Below are 21,505 nucleotides of genomic sequence, written 5' to 3'. Positions count from 1 at the left end.
GTATAATGTTAATAAATTTTTAAATTATTCTTGAATTAACTTGCTGTAATTCTGCTTAAATTATAAAAAACCGAAGCCGATCCATATATCTTGGATCGGCTTTCAGGGAAACAGAAAAATTTAAAAAATTTACTTACTCAAGAGTAGTTTGCGCGTGCTTTGGTCAGTAGGCGTTTGCAGCTGCAAGAAATACATACCAGCTTCTTGCTTACTGGCTTGCCATTCTACTTCATACGGCTGCTGGGCTTGGGCTTCTTGCTGAAACAACGTAGCTACTGCTTTGCCTTGGCTATCGAGTATCCGTAGGGTAGCAATTTGGGTTTGGGGCAGGGTAAAGCTTACGGTTACTTTTTCCTGGAAGGGGTTGGGGTAAGCCGTTACTGTTGTAAGTTCCGCGCCGGGTTCTTCGGTTAAGCTAACCGTTCTGGTTGCTACTATACTGGAAGCAGGTGCGGCTATTTTCACGAGCCAGTAATCGGTACTGCCTTGACTCGGCTGGGAGCGGTCACCACTGGCATCGGAGTTGGAGCGGCCAGCTAAGAGCAAACCGCCATCGGGAGTATGGGTCACGGTCCGGAGTTCGTCTTTCCCGCTACCGCCATAACGTTGGTCTTGTATTGGGTTGCCTTCCGCATCTACTTGCACGATCCAGTAATCACTCTCGCCCTGGCTATTTTGGCTTTTGTTGCCGCTGTTATTAGAATAAGAAAAACCAGCTAAGACCAGCCCGCCATTTATGCTAGCAGAACTGGCCCGGAGTTCATCGTCTTGGTCGCCCCCGTAAGTTCTGTCCCAAAGTTTATTGCCTTTCTGATCGAGTTTGATTAACCAGTAGTCTTTACCGCCTTTACTTTCCTGGCTTTTGTCGCCGCTTTTACCGGAACTGGAAGTGCCCGCGATAAAGAACTCCGTGCCGCTGGTGGCTACCGAATACGCTTCATCTTGGCCGCTGCCGCCATAGGTTTTCTCCCAGACTAAGCTGCCGGTCGGATCAGTTTTCACGATCCAGTAGTCACTGGCTCCTTTACTAGCCTGGCTTTTATCCCCACTCATGGCCGAGGAGGAGCTACCCGCCAGTAAAAAGCCGCCATCCGTTGTTTCCGTAAAGCTACCAAGTATTTCGTCTTGAGTGCCGCCGTAAGTTTTATCCCAGAGCTTCGTACCGTTATGGGCAAGTTTTACCAGCCAGTAATCGGTTCCGCCTTGGTTGGGCTGGGTTTTATCCCCACTCACGGGGGAGTTGCTGTAGCCACCCAGCACGTACTCGCCCGAAGCGAGCTCGACTACTTTCTTAAGTTCGTCGTACCCTGAGCCGCCCAAGGTTTTATCCCATTCTGTCGTGCCTTGCGCATCTACTTTCACCAGCCAGTAGTCGCGCTTGCCTTTACTAGCTTCCGTTTTGTCGCTGCTCTTGCCTGATACAGAAGAGCCAGCCAGTAAGTAGCCCCCGTCCCGGGTTTGGATGACCCGGTTGAGGTAATCATCACCGGAGCCGCCGTAGCGTTTGTCCCAGAGTTTGTTGCCGGCAGCATCCGATTTGACAATCCAGTAGTCGTTTTTACCCTGGCTGTTCTGGGTTTTGTCGCCGCTGACCCCGGAGTTGGTGTAGCCCGCGCTTAAGTAACCCCCATCTCGGGTCTTAATAGTAGAAGTGAGATGATCCCTGCCGTTGCCGCCATAGCGCAGGTTCCAGGCTGCAGGCGCCGGGCGGCTGCCATCTTTTACTTGTACCAGCCAGAAGTCGGCTATGCCTTGGTTAGTGGCGCTTTTGTCGGCTCCTATATCCGAGAAAGATGTACCGCCGAGTACATAATCGCCGCTGGGAGCCAGTACAGCGGTAGTTAGTTTATCGTTGTTATAGCCGCCAATGGTTTTATCGCCTAAAGTGTTGCCTTGTTCGTCAATTTTTAAAATCCAGTAGTCGTTTACTTCCGTTGTGCTGTAGATAATTTCGCTATTCCGTTGGAAGGATTCACTTTTTTCTGCCCCGGCCTTGGCGTTAGAAGTACCAGCTAGTAAATAGCCGCCTTCGGGTAAGGGTACAATCTTACTTAAACTGCTTACGCCAATATTGACGTCGTAAGTGGGATCAAATCCTACTTCAAGTGTGCCCATAACTCCTCCATAGATTTTATCCCATAGTTTTTTACCTTGCGCATCTATTTTTATAACCCAAAAGTCAGGGGTTAAAATACGGCTGTAATTGGAGTAAATTGGCGGTCTTTCTACGCTTTTCTCGCCACCTTTTGCCGCATTGGAATTGCCACCTAACAAAAAGCCACCATCGGGAGTAGGTACGATACTCTGCAGTTCGGAAGAAACATTAGAATAAGTATAACCTTCATAATCATCCACTACAACTAAACCGCCGTAGGTTTTATCCCATTGCTTTATGCCTTGTTTATTTATTAGAATAATCCAGTAATCAGCCAAGGTCCGGTTAATTTGGCTTTTATCGCCGGAAGTACCCGAGGCGGAGGTGCCGCCTAGTAAGTAGCCGTTAGGGGTAGCCAGCATGGATACCAGAACATCGGCTTTATTACCACCGTAAGTTTTATCCCAAAGTACTTTCCCTTGAAGATCAGTTTTTATTACCCAAAAATCTGTTTCACCTATGCTATCTTGGGTTTTATCACCGGAGATACCCGAATTAGAGGTACCGCCCAGCAGATAACCCTCTGGAGTAATCAAAATAGCCGTTAACTGGTCTTGCGCGTTGCCGCCGTAAGTTTTATCCCATTGTTTCTCGCCTTGGGCATCGAGTTTGATAATCCAGTAGTCAGACTTGCCTTTATTAGCCTGACTCTTTTGGCCGGAAATACCTGAGGTAGAACTGCCGCCCAGTAAATAACCGCCATCCGGAGTAGCTACCAGAACCGTTGGTTTATCTACTCCGTTGCCGCCAAAATTTTTGTCCCAGAGTTTCTTACTCGTGGCATCGGTTTTTACCAGCCAAAAGTCGGTGGTATCCTGGGAAGCCTGGGTTTTATCGCCGGAGATGCCGGAAGCCGAGGTGCCGGCCAGTAAATAACCGCCTTCTGGGGTTACCAGCATGGTAGTTAAGGTATCTGCCCGGTTGCCGCCGTAGGTAAAATCCTGTTGTTGGCTGGCCAGTAGCACCGTAAAAGTGCGTGTAGTTACTACTGGATTGTAGGTAGCGTTACCTGCCTGCGTTGCTTTTATAATGACATTGCCAGCGCCGGTTAGGGTGAGCTTATTACCTTTTACTACTGCTGGCCCCGAGATTATTGTAAAGGTAACAGGTAGGTTGGCGCTAGTTTTGGCCGAAAGGGTAAAAGGGGCATCGGTTGTGGTTTTAGTAGGTATTTCGGGGAAAATTAAGTTCTGATTTTTCCGGATTTGGTTATCAACTTTTACTACCCAGAAATCACTGGTGGCCCGGTTATAAAATAATTTATCCCGGTTGTCTTCAGATTTATCGCCACTAATTCGAGAGTAAGAAGTGCCGCCTAACAGGTAATTGCCATCCGCCGTCAGTATTACAGAACTCAAATTATCACCACCTTGGCTGCTTATAACCCTGTCCCAGGTTTTAGTACCGGCATTATCTATCTTAACTATCCAGTAACCGAGGCGGTCTTCAGTTTTATCGCCACCTTTGCCGGAGTAAGAAGTGCCGCCCACAAGATAACCTCCATCCGGGGTTTGTTGAACGGAGCTAATCTTTTCTGAATTATTACCTCCAATAGTTTTATCCCAAACCTTATTGCCATTTACGCTTAGCTTAATAATCCAGAAATCTTCACCTCCTCGGCTAACTTCTGATTTGTCCCCGCTTTTACCGGAGTAAGTGCTTCCTCCCACAATGTAGCCGCCATCACTGGTTTGCTGCAGCGCATGTAACTGGTCATCTTTATTAGCGCCTAAAGTTTTATCCCAGACTTTATTACCATCGGCATTTAGCTTTATAATCCAATAATCTGTATATCCTTGACGAGCTTCGGACTTATCGCCGGTTTTACCTGACTCAGAGTAGCCTCCCAGGATATAACCCCCGTCACTGGTTTGTTGCACCGCGCCTAGATAATCAACATCCTTTCCGCCTAGGGTTTTATCCCAGGCTTTACTACCATCGGCATTTAGTTTTACAATCCAATAGTCCGAATTGCCTTTAGAAGCTTGTGTTTTATCGCCGGAGATGCCGGAGGAGGAAGTGCCCCCCAAAATAAAACCCCCATCCTGGGTTTGTTGGATGGATACTAATTCTTCGTCTTCTGTACCCCCGATAGTTTTATCCCAGAGTTTACTGCCATCCCCCTTAATCCGCACGATCCAATAATCACTGCCGAATCCATACTCTGACTTATAATTGTCTTGACTTTTATCGCCGGATTTGTAAGAATTAGAGGTACCTGCTAAAATATAGCCGCCGTCCCTGGTTTGAATAACCGCAGCTAACTTATCTTGACCACCACCACCATAGGTTTTATCCCAATCTTTAGTGCCATCGGGTTTCAGTTTAACAATCCAATAATCACCTTGGAAATCTCGCCCATAAAATCCAGCCAGGCTGTCTTGCGTTTTGTCGCCGCTCTTACCTGAATTGGAAGTTCCTCCCAGAATGTAGCCGCCGTCGGCAGTTTGTTGAACTACGGCTAAAATATCGTTGTCGGATCCGCCAATAGTTTTATCCCAGATTATTTTTTGGGCTTGGGCTAATGGCGTAAAATTTAAAAGAATTATCAGCAGAGCGCAAAGGTGTAAGCCTCCGCTCCGGGTTACTACAAGTCCTAAACGCCAGGGTAAATGGGTTGATGTTTTTTTCATAGCATTAAAATAATTTATTTAGCTGGCCCTCACTTAAGTGAAAAGCAGTTAAAGGTAAAGGGTTTGATGGTAGGATGCTATACCTAAACTTTGGTGTTTATCTATATATTCTGCTATTTTATTGTTAAATATTCAGATGATCTATAAACCAGAAAGCCGACCCAAGATGCTTGGATTGGCTTCGGTTTTTGTAGAAACAGAAAAATTTAAAAATTACTTACTCAAGAACAGTTTTTGTGTGCTTTGGCCAGTAGGCGTTTGCAGTTGCAAGAAATACATACCGGCTTCTTGCTTACTGGCTTGCCACTCTACCTCATACAGTTGCTGGGCTTGGGCTTCTTGCTGAAACAACGTAGCTACTGCTTTGCCTTGGCCATCGAGTATCCGTAGGGTAGCGGTTTGGGTTTCCGGCAGGGTAAAGCGGATGGTTAGTATGTCCTGAAATGGGTTGGGGTAGGCGAGCAAAGGAGCAAGTTTGGGTTTATTCTCTTTAACCAGGTAGGGCAAGTGTGAAGAAGTGCTTTTTAAAAGACTTTTCTCTTTTATCTTAATTACCCAGTAGTCGATTAAACCTTTTGGTGCCTGTTCTTGGTCGCCGGCAATAGAAAAACCCGATTCGCCACCCAGGAGATAATTGCCTTGTGAGTCAACCAAAAGAGATTGAAATCTGCCATATGGCATAGGGGTGCCAAACGTTTTATCCCAGATTTTTTTACCCTTACTATCAATTTTTACCAGCCAATAACTTTGGATTGCCTCACTCTTGTCGCCAGTAGCTAATGATTTGGATTGGCCACCTAGCAGGTATCCTCCATCCGGGGTACTTACCATAGTGGTTACTGACTCATTTTTATCGCCACCGAAGGAAGTGTCCCATTGTTTATTGCCATTGGCATCTACCTGAATTACCCAATAGTCAGATCCTCCTTGGCTACCTTCGCTTTTATCGCCGCTAAGTCCAGACTCGGAATAGCCCCCCAGTAAATAGCCGCCATTAGGTGTTGCTAACAAAGAGTAAAGAGCATCAAAACCATTGCCACCATAAACCTTTTTCCAGATTTCCTTGCCAGTCGCATCTAATTTTGAAACTTTGTAATTGTAAGCATCCCGGCCATTCCCGTTATCGCCATTTGAAAAAAATGTGCCTCCTACTAAGTAACCGCCATCCGCAGTAGCCAGCGTAGTTAATTTATCGCCATACCAGCCACTAGTGTAGTCATAATTTTTCTTCCAGAGTTGCTTACCCTGCGCATCTATTTTTAAAAGCGTGTAATCATAGTTTCTGTATTGATCATAATCGCTAATTAAAAAACCTCCGTCGGGTGTCGCGATCAGGCCAGTCATAAAATCTGCTTGTCTCAGGCTTATGGTTTTATCCCAGAGCATGTTACCGTTGGCATCAATTTTTACCAAATAATAATCCGAGTACGGTTCGTAAAAACTAAAATCACCGGAATTACCTCCCAACAGGTAGCCGCCATCTTGGGTTGGTACCATAGCTACTAACTGGTCGCGTTTATTGGTACCAATGGTTTTATCCCAAAGTTTTTTACCGTTGGTATCAATTTTTACAACCCAGTAATCCGCAATAGGTTGCTCTTCGGCGTAGCAAATTTCCGGAGAGGCGGTACCCATATGATCCTGGCTTTTGTCATTGCCTTTTTTAGAGTCAGAAGTGCCACCCAGTAAATAACCGCCATCGGGAGTAGCTATCATAGCGGTAATGGCTGACTTACCAAAAATAGTGGGGCATTCTTCGTTTGCAGGGATTTCCTTGGTGGCAACTCCGCCGTATAACTTATTCCATAGCTGAACCACCGGTGAATTAATTACCGTAAAAGTCTGCTTTATTTCGCGGGCCGCTTCGTAGGAGTTATTACCAGCCTGGCTTGCCACAATGGTTACGGTGCCTAAACCCGATAGGGTAACTTGATTGCCTTTCACGGTAGCCGGACCATCTTGAACCCGGTAGCTCACCGGTAAGCCCGAAGTACTAATACCGCCCAGCGTAAAGATTTTCTGCGATTGTAAATCTTTATCTGATAGCTGATTGAATGTAATGGTTTGCTCTTTTTTATTGGTGATTTTGTTGTCTAGTTTTACTACCCATAAATCAGAAAAGCCTAAATTCTTTTCACTTTTATCGGCAGAAATTCCGGAAAAAGATTCTCCCGCTAAAATATAGCTTTGGTCTTTGGTCTGTAATGCGGTCCATAACCTATCCTCTGAATTTCCTCCCACTACTTCGTCCCAGTCTTTGCTGCCGTCGACTTTTAACTTTACAACCCAATAATCGGTACTGCCTTCATTTCTTTGAGTTTTCTCGCCACTGATAGTAGAAGTAGAAGACCCTCCCAATAAATAACCGCCATCCGAAGTTTGTTGCGCGGAGCTTACCGCATCGTAGAGATCGCCGCCAATGGTTTTATCCCATATTTTGTTACCTTGCACATCGACCTTAATCACCCAATAATCAATCGGACGAAAAAATTCAGAACCGTTGCCAACGTCGCGGCTCGCATCTGATTTATCGGCACCCATACCGGACTTAGAATTGCCCGCCAGAAAATAGCCGCCATCCTGGGTTTGAATAACAGTAGCCAGATAGTCGCTTTGGGTTCCGCCAAAGGTTTTATCCCAAGCCTTGGTACCATCGGCGTTTAGCTTTACTATCCAGTAGTCAGAACTTCCGCGGGAAGAGCCTGTTTTATCGCCTACTTTGCCGTAATTAGATGTGGTTCCCAGCAGATAGCCGCCATCCTGGGTTTGTAGAATTTGGTCGTGAGTTAAGCCGAAAGCAGTTGCTCCCCCACCTACCAGCGTTTTATCCCATTCTTTAGCGCCATCGGCTTTTAACTTTATAATCCAACTGCCTTTGCGCGGGTCGGATTTGTCTTTAGAAATACCAGAGTCGGAGTAACCCCCGAGAATATAGCCGCCATCGGTAGTTACCTGCATGGTTCTGAGCAGATCGTTGCCCGGGCCGCCAAAAGATTTGTCCCAAGCAAAAGTGCCATCGGCTTTTAGTTTAACAATCCAGTAGTCGTTTTTTCCTTTTTTAGGCGCCGTTTTATCGCCGTTTGCTCGGGCTGCGGTATAACCACCGGCAATATAGCCTCCATCCGGGGTAGGCAAAACACTCACTAATCGCTCCCAATCATGTACATTCAAGGTGTTTTCCCAGGCAATACTGCCATCACTTTTTAATTTAACTATCCAAAAATCATCCACGCCCGAGCTTTCGCTTTTATCTTTGGATTTATCGGAAGAAGAGCTAGATCCCAGAATATAGCCACCATCCGGAGTAGGGTAAATAGAAGGCTTACTTTCGTAACCATCACCCCCAATGGTCTTGTCCCAGATTTTATTTTGAGCCAAAGAAGAGTGTGGTAAAGAAAAAGAAATAAAAAATAAGAAACTTAAGGAGAGCCCAATTTTAAAGAAGTGTTCTCTGATCAAAGGCCAGTGAAAAAATGGTAATTGTTTTTTCATAAAAATAGATGGAAATAAAGAGTGTTATACGGATTTATGTAACCCGTTAAAGGTAGGGGCTATGTACAGTAGTTGCAATACCTAAACTTTGGTATTTTTATTATTTTAAGTTAAAGTTTAATTATGCTGATATTAGTTATAAGTAGCTGGTATAGATTTAGAAATTTACAGCTTAGTAAAATGTGCTAAACAAATAAGCCGGATAGCTTATTTATTAGCTATCTGGCTTTGTGATTTTTAAAAATTTACTTTTGCAGCAGTATTTTTTTTGTAGTTTGCCCAGCCGGGGTTTGCAGTTGCACGAAGTACAAACCGGCTTCCTGTTTGCCCGCTTGCCATTCCAGTTGGTAGGTTTGGTTTGCCTGCGCTTTTTGCCGGAACAAAGTTTTAATCTCGCTACCCTGGCTGTCAAGTATGCGCAGGGTAGCGGTTTGCGTTTCGGGTAAAGTAAAGGTGATGGTTACTTTATCCTGGAACGGGTTGGGGAATCCGGTTAAAGTGGCTAGTTCTTCTGTTGTGGTTAGTTCCGTTAAAGGGTTTATAGCCGGGGTTATTAGGCTGGTAGCAGTATTTACGGGAGCTAATTTTACCAGCCAAAAATCACTGGTATTGCCATTTCGGATAGATAATCCCAGATTAGGCTGGCTGCGATTGCCGCTTATGTCGGATTTAGAACTGCCTCCCAGCATATAACCGCCATCCGGGGTTTGAAATACTGTTCGTAAATCTTCGTCCTGGTCGCCGCCAAATCTTTGGTCCCATTGCTTGTTGCCGGCGGCATCTAGTTTAACGGCCCAGTAATCGCGGCCTCCCTGGCTGGGTTGCGTTTTATCGCCGCCGGCAGCGGAAGTGGATGTGCCGCCTAATAAGTAACCGCCATCCAGGGTGTACGTGCTGGCTCGCAGGTCATCATTTTGGCTACCGCCAAAAGTTTTGTCCCAGAGTTTATTGCCGCTGCCATCGAGTTTGATTAACCAGTAATCGGAGCCTCCCTGGCTTTTCTGGCTTTTGCTGCCGCTTATCGGAGAGTCGCTGTGGCCAGCAATAAACAGGTTGTTTTGATTACTTCGGCCTACCGAATAAGCCTGATCCTCGCCACTGCCGCCAAAGGTTTTATCCCAGAGTAATTTGCCATTGCGATCTACTTTAACTACCCAGTAATCGCTTTTTCCCTGGTTCTTTTCGGTTTTGTCGCCGCTTAGTCCCGAAACAGAAGAACCGCCCAGCAAGAAACCGCCATCGTTGGTACTGGTAAAACTGCCCAGGGTTTCGTCCTGGGTGCCGCCATACCGTTTATCCCAGATTTTAATACCCGTGCCGGAAATTTTAATTAACCATAAATCGGAACCGCCCTGGGTTCCCTGACTTTTATCGCCGCCGGCCGGCGAATTGCTGTGGCCCGCTAATACATATTCCCCGGTAGTTAACTGAATCACTTTGCGCAAGTCGTCAGCGCCGGTACCGCCAAACCGTTTATCCCATTGTTTATTGCCTGCCGCGTCCACTTTTAAAATCCAGTAATCACTCTCTCCGCGGCTGTATTGGCTCTTATCGTTTCCGCGGCCCGAGTACGACGTGCCAGCCAGTAAATACCCGCCATCGTGGGTTTGAATTACCCGGCTTAAGTAATCGCCGCTGGTGCCGTAGTAAGATTTACTCCAAAGCAAATTGCCGTTTTTATCACTTTTAACAATATAGTAACCACCACCAGTATTATTAGCCCGCCGGTAGCCCGATAATCCGCCGCTTAAATAGCCTCCGTCCCGGGTTTTAATGACATCAAAAAGTTCTTCATTATTCTGGGTTTCGTAACTCATATCCCAGTTAGCAGAGGTTGGTTTTTGAAAGCTGACCTGTACCAGCCAGTAATCCGCTGCGCCGCGGAGCGGACTGCTTTTATCTGCACCCACCCCTGAAAAAGAAGTGCCGCCTAAAAGTAAATTTCCCTGATGGGTGAGGAGTACATCTGCAAGCACATCGTTGCGCTGCCCGCCCAGCGTACGGTCTTCCAGCTTCTTTCCTTTCTCGTCAATTTTTACAATCCAGTAGTCGTTCCAAACAGTATTGGGGATACGATCGCCAAATTCATCGGAATACTCCGAACCGCCCACCGGAATATCGCTCCGGTTATCATCAGTTTTATCGCGGCCCCGGTCGCCGTTAGAAGTACCGGCCAACAGGTAACCGCCCTCGGGCAACGGAATAATTTTATTTAATTGCGCGTTTCCCGTTTGATCAAATGAACCATAGGATTTACTTAAAGCTCCGTACGATTCGTCCCAAAGCTTTTTACCGGATTTATCAATCTTTACTACCCAATAATCGGTAATGGGGTCGAAGCCCACCGGACTGTCATCGGTTTTTTCGGCCCCGGCAAAAGCGCTGGATGAGCCGCCCAATAAGTAACCGCCATCCGGGGTGGCTACCAGGGAACTCAGGATAGAAAAGCCTGTTTCAAAATTACCAATATCTTCGGTGCCGTAGCCAATAATCCCCCCGTAGGTGTTGTCCCATATTTTAGTTCCCTGTTCGTTGATGCGCAACACCCAGTAATCAGCAAAGCCCCGGGTTGCCTGCGTTTTATCGCCGGAAACTTCCGAAGCCGAGGTGCCTCCTACCAAATAGCCGCCTTCCGGCAAGGCCAGCAGCGCCGCCAGATCATCCTGGTTGTTGCCTCCGTAAGTCCGGTCCCAGATTTTACTGCCTTCCTGGTTTATTTTTACTACCCAATAATCGGCATATCCCTTGTTAGCGGCGCTTTTATCGCCGGATGGTTCCGAGGCTGAACTGCCTCCCAGCAGATAACCTCCCGGAGTAACCAGTATAGTGGTTAATTTATCATCCTGTTTACCACCAAGAGACTTATCCCAGATATAATTGCCGTCGGCATTAATCTTAACCAGCCAGTAATCTGCTTGGCCTTTACCAGGCTGGGTTTTATTGCCCGATACCGGAGAATTAGAAGAGCCGCCCAGCAAGTAACCCCCGTCAGGGGTAGCTACCAGGGCGGTAAGCTTTTCAGCGGCAGTACCCCCGTAAGTTTTATCCCAGAGTTTCGTGCCATCGGCGGCCATTTTTACTACCCAGTAATCGGTGCTGCCTTCGCCTCCCTGGCTTTTGTCGCCGCTGGCCGAATTATTGGTGCCGGAAGTACCGGCCAGTAAATACCCGCCATCCGGAGTGGCCAGCATAGCGGTAAGGGTATCTGCTTTTGTACTGCCAAAAGCCATTTGCATTTGCTTGCCGGTGAGCGTTGCCACCAGGTTTTGAAAAGCCTCCACAGCTTTATATTGCTCATTACCGGATTGTATCGCTTTTAACTTTATGTTGCCAGGACCGGTAACTGTAAGTTTGTTTCCGGCAATAGTGGCCGGGCCGGCAATTACCTGGTAACGAATAGGCAGGCCCGAGCTGGCTTTGGCCTGTAAAGCAACCGGGGGCGAACCAACTTCCTGGTTTAGAACAGGGTCAAAAACCAGGGTTTGGTTTAACAAGAAATGGTTTTGCAGCTTAACTAACCATAAATCAGATTCGCCTTTACTGTTCTGGGTTTTATCGCCGCTTTTGTCACCACTGGATGTGCCCCCTAGGATAAAGTTATTATCCGGAGTATTGGTTAAAGCGTAAAGAAAATCTGAAGCCTTGCTGCCAATCGTTTTATCGGCTACAAATTTGCCATTGGCGTTTAATTTCACCACCCAATAATCGTAACTTCCCTTACTCGCTTCGGATTTTTCGCTGCTGATATTGGATTCTGAAACCCCGCCCAGAATATAGCTGCCATCCGGGTTTTGCTGAATGGCAGTTAAATCGTCGGTTTCGTGGCCGCCTACCGTTGTGTCCCAGACTTTGGTACCATTAGCTGTTAACTTTACTACCCAATAATCTGCCCAACCCCGGCTAGGTTGAGATTTGTCGCCGGATACGTTTGAAGTAGAGGTGCTGCCGAGCAGGTAGCCGCCATCTTGGGTGGGCAGTAGCACACTTTTTCCGAATAAGCCCCCCTCATCGGAATTGCCCCCGTAGGTTTTATCCCATATTTTATTGCCTTTCCCGTCGAGCATTACCAGCCATAAATCCGTACCCCCTTTATTGGGAGCTGATTTATCGAAGCCTTTGTCGGAACTGGAATAGCCACTTACCAGGTAATTGCCGTCGCGGGTTTGTTGCACCAAATCCAAGCGATCCTGATCCTGGCCGCCAATGGTTTTATCCCATTCTTTTTCTCCATCAGCATTCAGTTTTACTATCCAGTAATCATCGCCGCCTAATCTTTTAGCGGGTTGGGTTTTATCGCCCCCCACCCCAGATACGGAGGTGCCGCCCAGAATATAGCCGCCATCCTGGGTTTGCTTAATGGAGGCTAACTGATCAATAAAAAGCCCACCAATGGTTTTATCCCATTCTTTTTCCCCGTCGGCATTTAGTTTTACTATCCAGTAATCGCCTTTATAGGCAAAATAGTTACTTGTATCGCGGCGTTCGCCGGTTTTATCGCCACTTATTCCGGAATCTGAAGTGCCGCCTAAAATATAACCGCCATCCTGGGTTTGCTGTGCAAAAGCTAAGCCTTCGCCATCCTTTCCTCCGAAGAGTTTATCCCAGGCGACGGTGCCATCGGCTTTTAGCTTTACTACCCAGTAATCGGATCCGCCTTTACCCCGGCTGTCTTGGTTTTTGCCGCCGGAGCTAATGGGGTAGAAGGTTCCCCCGGCTATGTAGCCGCCATCGCGGGTTGGTTGTAAAGAAGCTAAGCTTTCGGATTGTTTGCTACCAATGGTTTTGTCCCAGAGTACTTTTTGCGCCCAGGAGCGTTGCGGAAATAAAATAATTGCCAGCAAAAGCAGGCCGGAGTAATGCCAATTTTTAAAAAAATGGCCCCTGGCAGCTAGCGCATAAAACCGGGATAGATGTTTTTTCATAGGTAAAGAGAATTTGAATGAATTAGATAAGATAATAGCAACTATTTTGAGTGAAATAGTATTGGGTATCAGATTGTTTTTAAGTTATTTAACGTAGTTTTATTACAGCATGTCGCGCACCCGAAACATTGGTTCGGTGCATTAAAAATTAAGAAATTATTTCTGTAGAAGTAATTTCAGCGTATTTTGCTGGGCAGGGGTTTGCAGTTGCAGCAAATACATGCCCGCTTTCTGGTTACCGGCTTGCCATTGTACTTCATACTTTTGGTGGGCTTGGGCTTGCTCTTGAAACAGAGTGGCTACCGGGTGGCCTTGGCTATCAAGTACACGCACCGTTATGGCTTGGGTTTGGGGTAAAGTAAAACTTACCGTTACCCGGTCGCGGAAAGGATTGGGATAAGCAGTAAAATTTTTAATTACAACGGTTGCCTGTTCCACGGTAGTTTCCGGGGTGTTTTGCGAAGCGGCGGCGGTACGGGGCGCAACTTTAACCAGCCAGTAATCGGTGCCCAAAAATCCGATCAGGGATTGATTTTTGTCGCCGCTCCTGCCCGAATCGGACTGGCCCCCTAACAGAAAACCGCCATCCTGGGTTTGGGTAACCACGCGCAGCTCATCCGAGCGGCTGCCACCAAAACGCTGATCCCACTGTAGGTTACCATTGGCATCTACTTGCACCAGCCAGTAATCGCTACGGCCCTGGTTGCTCTGCGTTTTATCGGCGCCTGCCCCGGAATTAGACTTGCCCGCTAAAGCAATACCGCCATCGGTGGTGATAGAACTGGCACTGAGTTCGTCGTTGGCCGTGCCCCCGTAGCGTTTGTCCCAGAGTTTATCGCCAGTGCTACTTATTTTAATCAGCCAAAAATCTTTGCCGCCCCGGCTACTTTGGGTTTTATCACCGTTTGCCCCGGAATTACTGGTGCCGGCCAGAAAGAAAGAATTACCACTTCGGCCTACGGAGTAAGCTTTGTCGTTCCCGCTTCCCCCGTAGGTTTTATCCCAGAGTAGGTTGCCAGCCTGGTCGGTTTGTACTACCCAGTAATCGCTGCCACCCCGGCTACTAGCACTTTTGTCGTGGCCCTGGCCCGATAGCGAGGTGCCCGCCAGTAAAAACCCACCGTTGGCCGTTTCGGTAAAACTGCCTAAATTTTCTATAGCCGTGCCTCCATAGCGTTTGTCCCAGAGCTTAATGCCGTTTTTTGAAATTTTAATTAACCAGTAGTCGGTTTTGCCTTGGCTCCCCTGGGTTTTATCCCCACTGGTGGGGGAGTTGCTGTGGCCGCCTAATACGTAATCTCCCGAGGCTAATTGGACTACTTTTACCAGTTCGTCGTCGCCGGTGCCGCCAAAGCGTTTATCCCATTGTTTATTGCCTTGCGCATCTACTTTTATCACCCAATAATCGCGATCACCCTGGCTGGACTGGGTTTTATCGCCGCCCTTGCCAGAGAAGGAACTTCCGCCCAGTAAGTAGCCGCCATCCTGGGTTTGAATAACGCGGCTGAGGTAATCATTATCGCTGCCGCCATACCGCTTATCCCAGATTTTTTGGCCATATTGGTTGCTCTTCACAATCCAGAAATCGTTTTGGCCCCGGCTGTTTTGGGATTTATAATAGCTGCTGTCGGAGGTAGAATAGCCACCAGACAGATAGCCGCTGTCGCGGGTTTGGATAGCCGTAGTAAAGGCATCGCTACCTAAGCCCCCGTAAGCCATATTCCAGGCGGCACTATCTAAATTTTTATTTTCCATCTTCACGATCCAGTAATCCTGACCGCCTCTTCTGACCTCCGTTTTATCATCGCTGATACTGGAGTACGAATTACCGCCCAGAATATAGCTTCCATCCAGGGCCGGCTCCATCGAAATCAGATCATCTTCTGAATTGCCGCCAATGGTTACGTCCCACATTTTGCTTCCATCGGGGCGTAGTTTTACAATCCAGTAATCATCAACGGTAAAATCACTGGAGATAAATTTTCCTTTGGGATCTTCTGATTTGTCTTCCCCAAACTGCGAATCAGAAGTGCCTCCCAGAAGAATGTTTTGATCTGGCGTTACCTGCAAAGCTTTTAATTGATCTTTATTATTCCCGCCAATGGTTTTGTCCCAGATTATTTTACCCGTTGCATCAATTTTTACCACCCAATAGTCAGAAATCGGGAACCAGTAATTTTCGCTTAGCGCGGATTTGTTTTTTTCGCTTTTATTGCCGCTAATATTGGATCTGGAACTGCCCCCCAGTATAAAACTACCATCGGGGGTTTGCTGCAACGCGGCTAAATAATCATTATCGGAGCCCCCAAAAGATTTATCCCAGACTTTAGCGCCTGTTGCATCTAGCTTTACTACCCAATAATCATCTTTGCCGTGGCTGGCCGACGTTTTATCATTGCCAATCCTGGAACTGGAAGTGCCGCCTACCATATAACCCCCATCGGTGGTTTGCTGGATGGTGCTTAGCCGGTCGTCGCCGGGGCCGCCAATGGTTTTGTCCCATTCTTTAGTGCCATCGGCGCTTAGCTTTACTATCCAGTAGTCATCCCGGCCGCGGCGGGTTTCGGTTTTATCTTTCCCAATTCCCGAAACAGAAGTTGCGCCTAAAATATAGCCGCCATCCTGGGTAGTTGCTACGGCTTCTAATTTATCAAAATATTTGCCGCCAATGGTTTTATCCCAGGCTTTTGAGCCATCAGCACGCAGTTTTATGATCCAAAAATCCTGGCCGCCTTTGCTGGGCCCGGATTTATCGCGGCTAATGCCTGAATTAGAATTGCCAAACACCATATAACCGCCATCGGGAGTAGGAAGCACTTTTTTTACAGCGTCTTCGGCATTGCCGCTATAAACTTTGTCCCATTCTTTGGTACCATTGGCCTTTAACTTTACAATCCAGTAATCGGTAGCAAAACGCGAATCGTTTTCGCCTTCTTCGGTTTTGTCGCCCCCTTTGCCAAATTCAGTAGTGCCCCCCAGAATATAGCCTCCATCGGGCGTTTGCTGCGCAGAGGCTAACTGGTCAGTAGAATAGCTGCCAATAGTTTTGTCTAGTTGAATATTTTGGGCTACTGCCGGACCCACTAAACTAAGGCCAAAAATTAAAACTGCCGTTGAGGCGCACCACCGATAATTGGTAGATGGTATTTTTTTAATGAGAGTAGAAAAATTTTTCATTAAGTAAAAGGCTTAAATTGAGTTATAGGGCAGTTTTAAACGATTAAATTGATTTTAAATGCGGTATACCCAGATGATAGAAAAACATCTCTTTAAATTAGTGCGCTATTCGTCTTAAGATAATACCTGTTTTTATGGATTTAGTTAAAATATTTAACATTTTAATTTACCAAGAACAGCCATTGCCTTCTAATGAATTTTGAATTTATCTTAGAAAGTGCTGGCTGCTCCGGGCAATTTCGAGAAATGAAAATTTTAAAAAACTACTTTCTCAAGAGTAATTTTATAGTCTTTTGTTCCGTAGATGTTACTAGTTGCAGCAAATAAAAACCGGCTTCTTGCTTACTGGCTTGCCACTCTACCTCGTACGGCTGCTGGGCTTGGGCTTCTTGTTGGAACAAAGTAGTTACTGCTTTGCCTTGGCTATCGAGTACCCGCAGGGTAACCGATTGGGTTTCGGGTAAAGTAAATCGTATGGTTAGTTTATCGCTGAATGGGTTGGGGTAAGCCAGTAATGAAGTTAAATGCTTACCTTCTGCAGCAATAGCTGAATTTCCCTGGGTAGTTGCTACCATCGGTAACGTTTCCGGGGCTACTTTCACGAGCCAGTAATCGGTGCCACCATACCTGCTTTGGCTATGTTCGCCACTGCTGTTTGAGTCGGAGGTACCGCCCAGCAGTAAGCCGCCATCATTGGTATGCAGTACAGCGCGCAGTTCATCAGTACCATTGCCACCAAAGCGTTTATCGTACACCTGCTTGCCGGCAGCATCTACTTTTACTATCCAGTAGTCGCTACTGCCCCGGCTGTCCTGGCTTTTGTCGCCACTGTTGCCGGAATAAGAAGAACCAGCTAAAACTAATCCGCCATCGTTACTGGCGGAACTGGCGCTTAACTCATCATTTTGGCTGCCCCCAAAGGTTTTATCCCAGAGTTGATTGCCTTGGGCATCTATCTTAATTGCCCAGTAATCTTTACCGCCCCGGCTATTTTGGCTTTTGCTTCCACCTTTATCAGAATAACTCGTACCCGAAATGTAAAAATCGTTGCCACTGCGGGCTACGGAGTATGCATCATCGTTTTCGTAGCTACCATAAGTTTTGTCCCAGAGCAGGTTGCCGTGCTGATCGGTTTTTACCACCCAATAGTCGGTATTTCCCCCAAGGTTAGTTGGATTAGCCTGGCTTTTATCACCGCTTTTGCCCGACAGGGAACCCCCTACCAGTAAAAACCCGCCATCGCTGGTTTCGGTAAAGCTACCCAGTTTATCGTGGTTAGTACCCCCGTAGCGCTTATCCCAGAGTTTGGTGCCGTTTTTTGAAATTTTTACGACCCAATAATCTGTGTTGCCTTGGCTGCCCTGGGTTTTGTCGCCGCTGGTAGGGGAGTTGCTGTAGCCGCCCAACACGTACTCGCCCGAAGCTAACTGTACTACTTTTTTAAGTTCGTCGTATTTGCTGCCGCCGTAGGTTTTGTCCCATTGTTTATTGCCTTGGGCATCTACTTTGATGATCCAATAATCGCGGTCGCCGCGGCTATCCTGCGATTTATTGCCACTTTTACCCGACAAAGAAGAACCACCCAGCAGGTAGCCACCGTCCTGGGTTTGGATAACGCTGTTCAGGTAATCATCGGCCTGCCCTCCGTAAGTTTTGTCCCACAATTTGTGCCCTCTTTTGTCTGTTTTTACAATCCAGTAGTTAAACTTTCCTTGAAAAAATGTCTCTCCGTCTCTAACGTAAGTAGATTTAGAGTAGCCAGCGGCTAAGTAACCACCGTCAGTGGTTTTAATTACACTGGTAAAGTTATCGTTTTTCTCGTCGCCAAATAGCATATCCCAAGCGGCGGTAGTAGGTTCTGGTACTTTACGGCCAGCTACTTGCACGAGCCAGTAATCGGTAGCACCCTTACTAGCTGAGCTTTTATCATTGTTAGTGCCAGATTCGGAATAGCCGGCCAGCATAAAGTTGCCTTCCGGGGTTCTGGCGGCGGCTACTAATGTATTGTTCTGAGCAGAGCCCAGCGTACGGTCTTCCAGCTTTTTACCCTGTTCGTCTATTTTGATAATCCAGTAGTCGTTCCAAAGCGCATATTGCTGTTCGGTAGTGTTCGGGTATTCGGGACTAATTTTTAACGTATTCCGGCGGTTCTCTTCACTTTTATCCCGACCGCGGTATGCCTCTGAAGTACCCGCCAGTAGATAGCCGCCTTCGGGTAAGGGTACTACCGCACTTAGTTGCGAACTGCCAATCTCGCGGCCAAAATCTATTTCGGCAAAGGTGGTAACACTGCCGTAAGCATTGTCCCAAATTTTTTCGCCCTGCTTGTTTATTTTTAAAATCCAGTAATCGGCCACTTCATAAAAATGATCGTGGGTGTCTTCGGATTTCTCGAAGCCTTTGGAAGCGCTGGAAGAACCCGCCACCAGGTAGCCACCATCGGGAGTCGCCGTAAGTGTGCTGAGGTAAGAATAGCCCGCTTCATAATTCCAGGCATCGTTAAAGCGGATGCCTTTTTTACCGCCGTAGGTTTTGTCCCAGAGCTTGGTGCCTTGTTCATCTATCCGGATTACCCAGTAATCGACATTAGCCCGGGCAGATTGGCTTTTATCGCCGGAGGTACCTGATGCCGAACTGCCGCCCACCAGAAAACCACCTTCGGGGCTGGCCAGCAATGCAGCTAGTTGATCGTCCTGGCTGCCCCCGTAGGTTTTATCCCAGAGTTTGTTACCGGTCGCATCAATTTCTATTATCCAGTAATCGGTTTTACCTTTACTGCTTTGGCTCTTGTCGGATGAAGTACCCGAAGCGGAACTGCCGCCGAGTAAATAGCCCTGTTTCGTTACCAGTATAGCCGCTAACTCGTCTTTGCCGCTGCCACCGTAAGTTTTATCCCAGAGCTTATTGCCTGCTCCGTCAATTTTTACCAGCCAATAATCGGAGCTGCCTTTACTGGCCTGGCTTTTGTCGCCGGTTTTGCCGGAAGTAGAAGTACCCCCGAGTAAGTAGCCGCCATCGGGAGTGGCTACCAGCGCCGAGAGTTGATCGGTCTGGCTGCCGCCAAACGTTTTATCCCATTGTTTCTGGCCGGTTTTGCTGATTTTAGAAATCCAGTAATCGGAACTGCCTTGGCTAGCCTGGCTTTTATCACCGGATTTACCGGAGCGCGACGTGCCGCCCAGTAAGTAACCGCCGTCGGGGGTAGGGATCATGGTAGCTAAAGTATCGGCCTGATTGCCGCCAAAAGCCCAGTCGTTTTGTTTGCCCGACAGGGTAACCAGAAAGCTTTGGGTTTGTTCGGCGGGTTTATACGTTGCATTGCCTTTCTGGTAAGCCGCTATACGAACCGGACCAGCGGCAAACACGGTTAGTTGGTTATCTTTAACCGTGGCTGGGCCCGACAGTACTTCGTAGGTAATGGGTAAGCCGGAGCTGGCTTTGGCCTGCAGCGAAATAGCCGGGCTGCCTACTACCTGGTTATAGATGGGCTCGAAAGTAATGGTTTGATTTTTTATTATATTATCCTCAACCTTTACTATCCAAAAGTCACTGGTAAATCTACGACCTTTATTAATTTCCGATTTATCCCCGTTTTTATCTGATTCAGAAACCCCCCCAGCACCAAAACTCCTTCCGAAGTTTGTTGCAAACTGGTAAGTGTTTCATCTCCGTTCCCTCCAAAGGATTTATCGTAAATGTATTTACCGGTTGAGCTCAGTTTTACTATCCAATAATCCTTGGTATATTCATCGCCGTGATTATTTTCCGATTTCTCACCACTAATATTAGAAGCAGAATTGCCTGCCAAAATAAACTCTCCGGTAGGGGTTTGTAATAGTGCTTGTAAATCGTCTCCGAAATTTCCGCCAACCGTAGTATCCCATTTTTTAGTACCATTCTTGTCAATTTTAACTACCCAATAATCAGAGTAAGTATAGGAGTTGTCGCGTTTGGTATCTGTTTTATCCCCGCTTTTACCAGATTGAGAAAAGCCACCTAGAATGTAACCGCCATCTTGGGTTTGCTGGATACTGTTTAACCTATCGTTTGCATCTCCGCCAAAAGTTTTGTCCCAAACTTTGTTGCCATTAGCATTTAGTTTTACTACCCAATAATCATTAGTATGTGAAAACCCATTGTAATCTTCTCGGTTATTCTCTGATTTTTCACCACTTTTGCTAGAGCTAGAACTCCCACTTAAGATATAACCGCCATCGGAAGTTTGTTGTACAGATGCTAAATTATCGTTGTCGGAGCCACCAATGGTCTTATCCCAAGCTTTACTACCATCGGCGTTTAGCTTTATAACCCAATAATCAGTGCTGCCTCTTGTATTGCTTCTATTGGCTTGCGATTTGTCGCCACTTATACCCGATGCGGAACTGCCACCGAGAATGTAGCCTCCATCACTGGTTTGCTGGATAGAAGTTAAATACTCGGAATCGGTTCCGCCAAAAGTTTTATCCCAAGCTTTACTGCCATCCTCGCTTAGCTTTATAACCCAATAATCATAAGGATATAAATCAGACTCTTTTATGCCTCTGGGATCTTCGCTTTTATCTCCGGATTTGCCTGAATTTGACCAGCCGCCAAGGATATAGCCCCCATCAGTGGTCTGCTGTACGGCAGTCGAAATTTCGGAACCGGTTCCGCCGAAAGTTTTATCCCAGGCTTTGCTGCCATCTTTATTAAGCTTTATTACCCAATAATCATCCAGTGGAACATCATGAACATCTTTACCGCCTTTAGTTCCTTGAGATTTATCGCCAGATTGATCGGAGTTGGAAGTACCTGCCAGAATGTACCCCCCATCGCGGGTTAACTGAAAAGAATTTAATTTATCGGAGCGATTCCCACCCAGGGTTTTGTCCCATATTACATTTTGGGCGTGGGCTAATGGCATAAAATTTAAAATAATAATCAGTAGAGCGCAAAGGTGTAAGGCGCCGCTCTTTCTTACTTCAAGCCCTAAACGCCAGGGTAAATGGGTTGGTTTTTTTTTCATAGCATTAAAGTAATTTAATTTAGCTGGATCTTACTTAGGTGAAAAGCAGTTAAAGGTAAAGGGTTTGATGGCAGGGTGCAATACCTAAACTTTGGTATTTATTTCTGTATTCTGCTATTTT

General features: G+C 46.7%; 6 protein-coding genes. All 6 read right to left on the bottom strand.

From position 1 onward, the window contains the following. Positions 1 to 129: 129 nt before the first annotated feature. Positions 130 to 4,788 (bottom strand): T9SS type A sorting domain-containing protein, encoded by a 4,659-nt coding sequence (locus HUW51_RS05085; protein WP_185272914.1) that lies wholly within the window; start codon positions 4,786 to 4,788, stop codon positions 130 to 132. Positions 4,789 to 5,001: 213 nt separating this feature from the next. Next, positions 5,002 to 8,166 carry a T9SS type A sorting domain-containing protein gene (locus HUW51_RS05080; protein ID WP_185272913.1) on the bottom strand — a complete coding sequence of 1,055 codons (3,165 nt, stop codon included), beginning with the start codon at positions 8,164 to 8,166 and terminating at the stop codon, positions 5,002 to 5,004. 359 nt (positions 8,167 to 8,525) lie between these two features. Beyond that, positions 8,526 to 13,202: a T9SS type A sorting domain-containing protein gene (locus HUW51_RS05075; RefSeq protein ID WP_185272912.1), complete on the bottom strand. Its 4,677-nt coding sequence runs from the start codon at positions 13,200 to 13,202 to the stop codon at positions 8,526 to 8,528. Between the two features lie 156 nt (positions 13,203 to 13,358). Continuing rightward, positions 13,359 to 16,379 (bottom strand): T9SS type A sorting domain-containing protein, encoded by a 3,021-nt coding sequence (locus tag HUW51_RS05070; RefSeq protein ID WP_185272911.1) that lies wholly within the window; start codon positions 16,377 to 16,379, stop codon positions 13,359 to 13,361. 263 nt (positions 16,380 to 16,642) lie between these two features. Next, entirely contained in the window at positions 16,643 to 19,744 is a 3,102-nt protein-coding gene (locus HUW51_RS05065; protein ID WP_185272910.1) for a T9SS type A sorting domain-containing protein, read from the bottom strand. A 170-nt stretch (positions 19,745 to 19,914) separates the two neighbouring features. Next, a complete protein-coding gene (locus HUW51_RS05060; protein ID WP_185272909.1) occupies positions 19,915 to 21,384 on the bottom strand; it encodes a hypothetical protein in 1,470 nt (489 codons plus the stop codon). Positions 21,385 to 21,505 lie beyond the last annotated feature (121 nt).

The organism is Adhaeribacter swui, assembly GCF_014217805.1.
GTDB classification, from domain to species: domain Bacteria; phylum Bacteroidota; class Bacteroidia; order Cytophagales; family Hymenobacteraceae; genus Adhaeribacter; species Adhaeribacter swui.
The sequence above is the reverse complement of the archived record's forward strand: the minus strand, read 5'-3'. Positions and strand labels throughout refer to the sequence as shown.

What these genes read in the sequence shown, in the direction of transcription:
- HUW51_RS05085 (WP_185272914.1), bottom strand. Translation starts at nt 4,788, where the DNA reads ATGAAAAAAACATCAACCCATTTACCCTGGCGTTTAGGACTTGTAGTA.
- HUW51_RS05075 (WP_185272912.1), bottom strand. Translation starts at nt 13,202, where the DNA reads ATGAAAAAACATCTATCCCGGTTTTATGCGCTAGCTGCCAGGGGCCAT.
- HUW51_RS05060 (WP_185272909.1), bottom strand. Translation starts at nt 21,384, where the DNA reads ATGAAAAAAAAACCAACCCATTTACCCTGGCGTTTAGGGCTTGAAGTA.
- HUW51_RS05070 (WP_185272911.1), bottom strand. Translation starts at nt 16,379, where the DNA reads ATGAAAAATTTTTCTACTCTCATTAAAAAAATACCATCTACCAATTAT.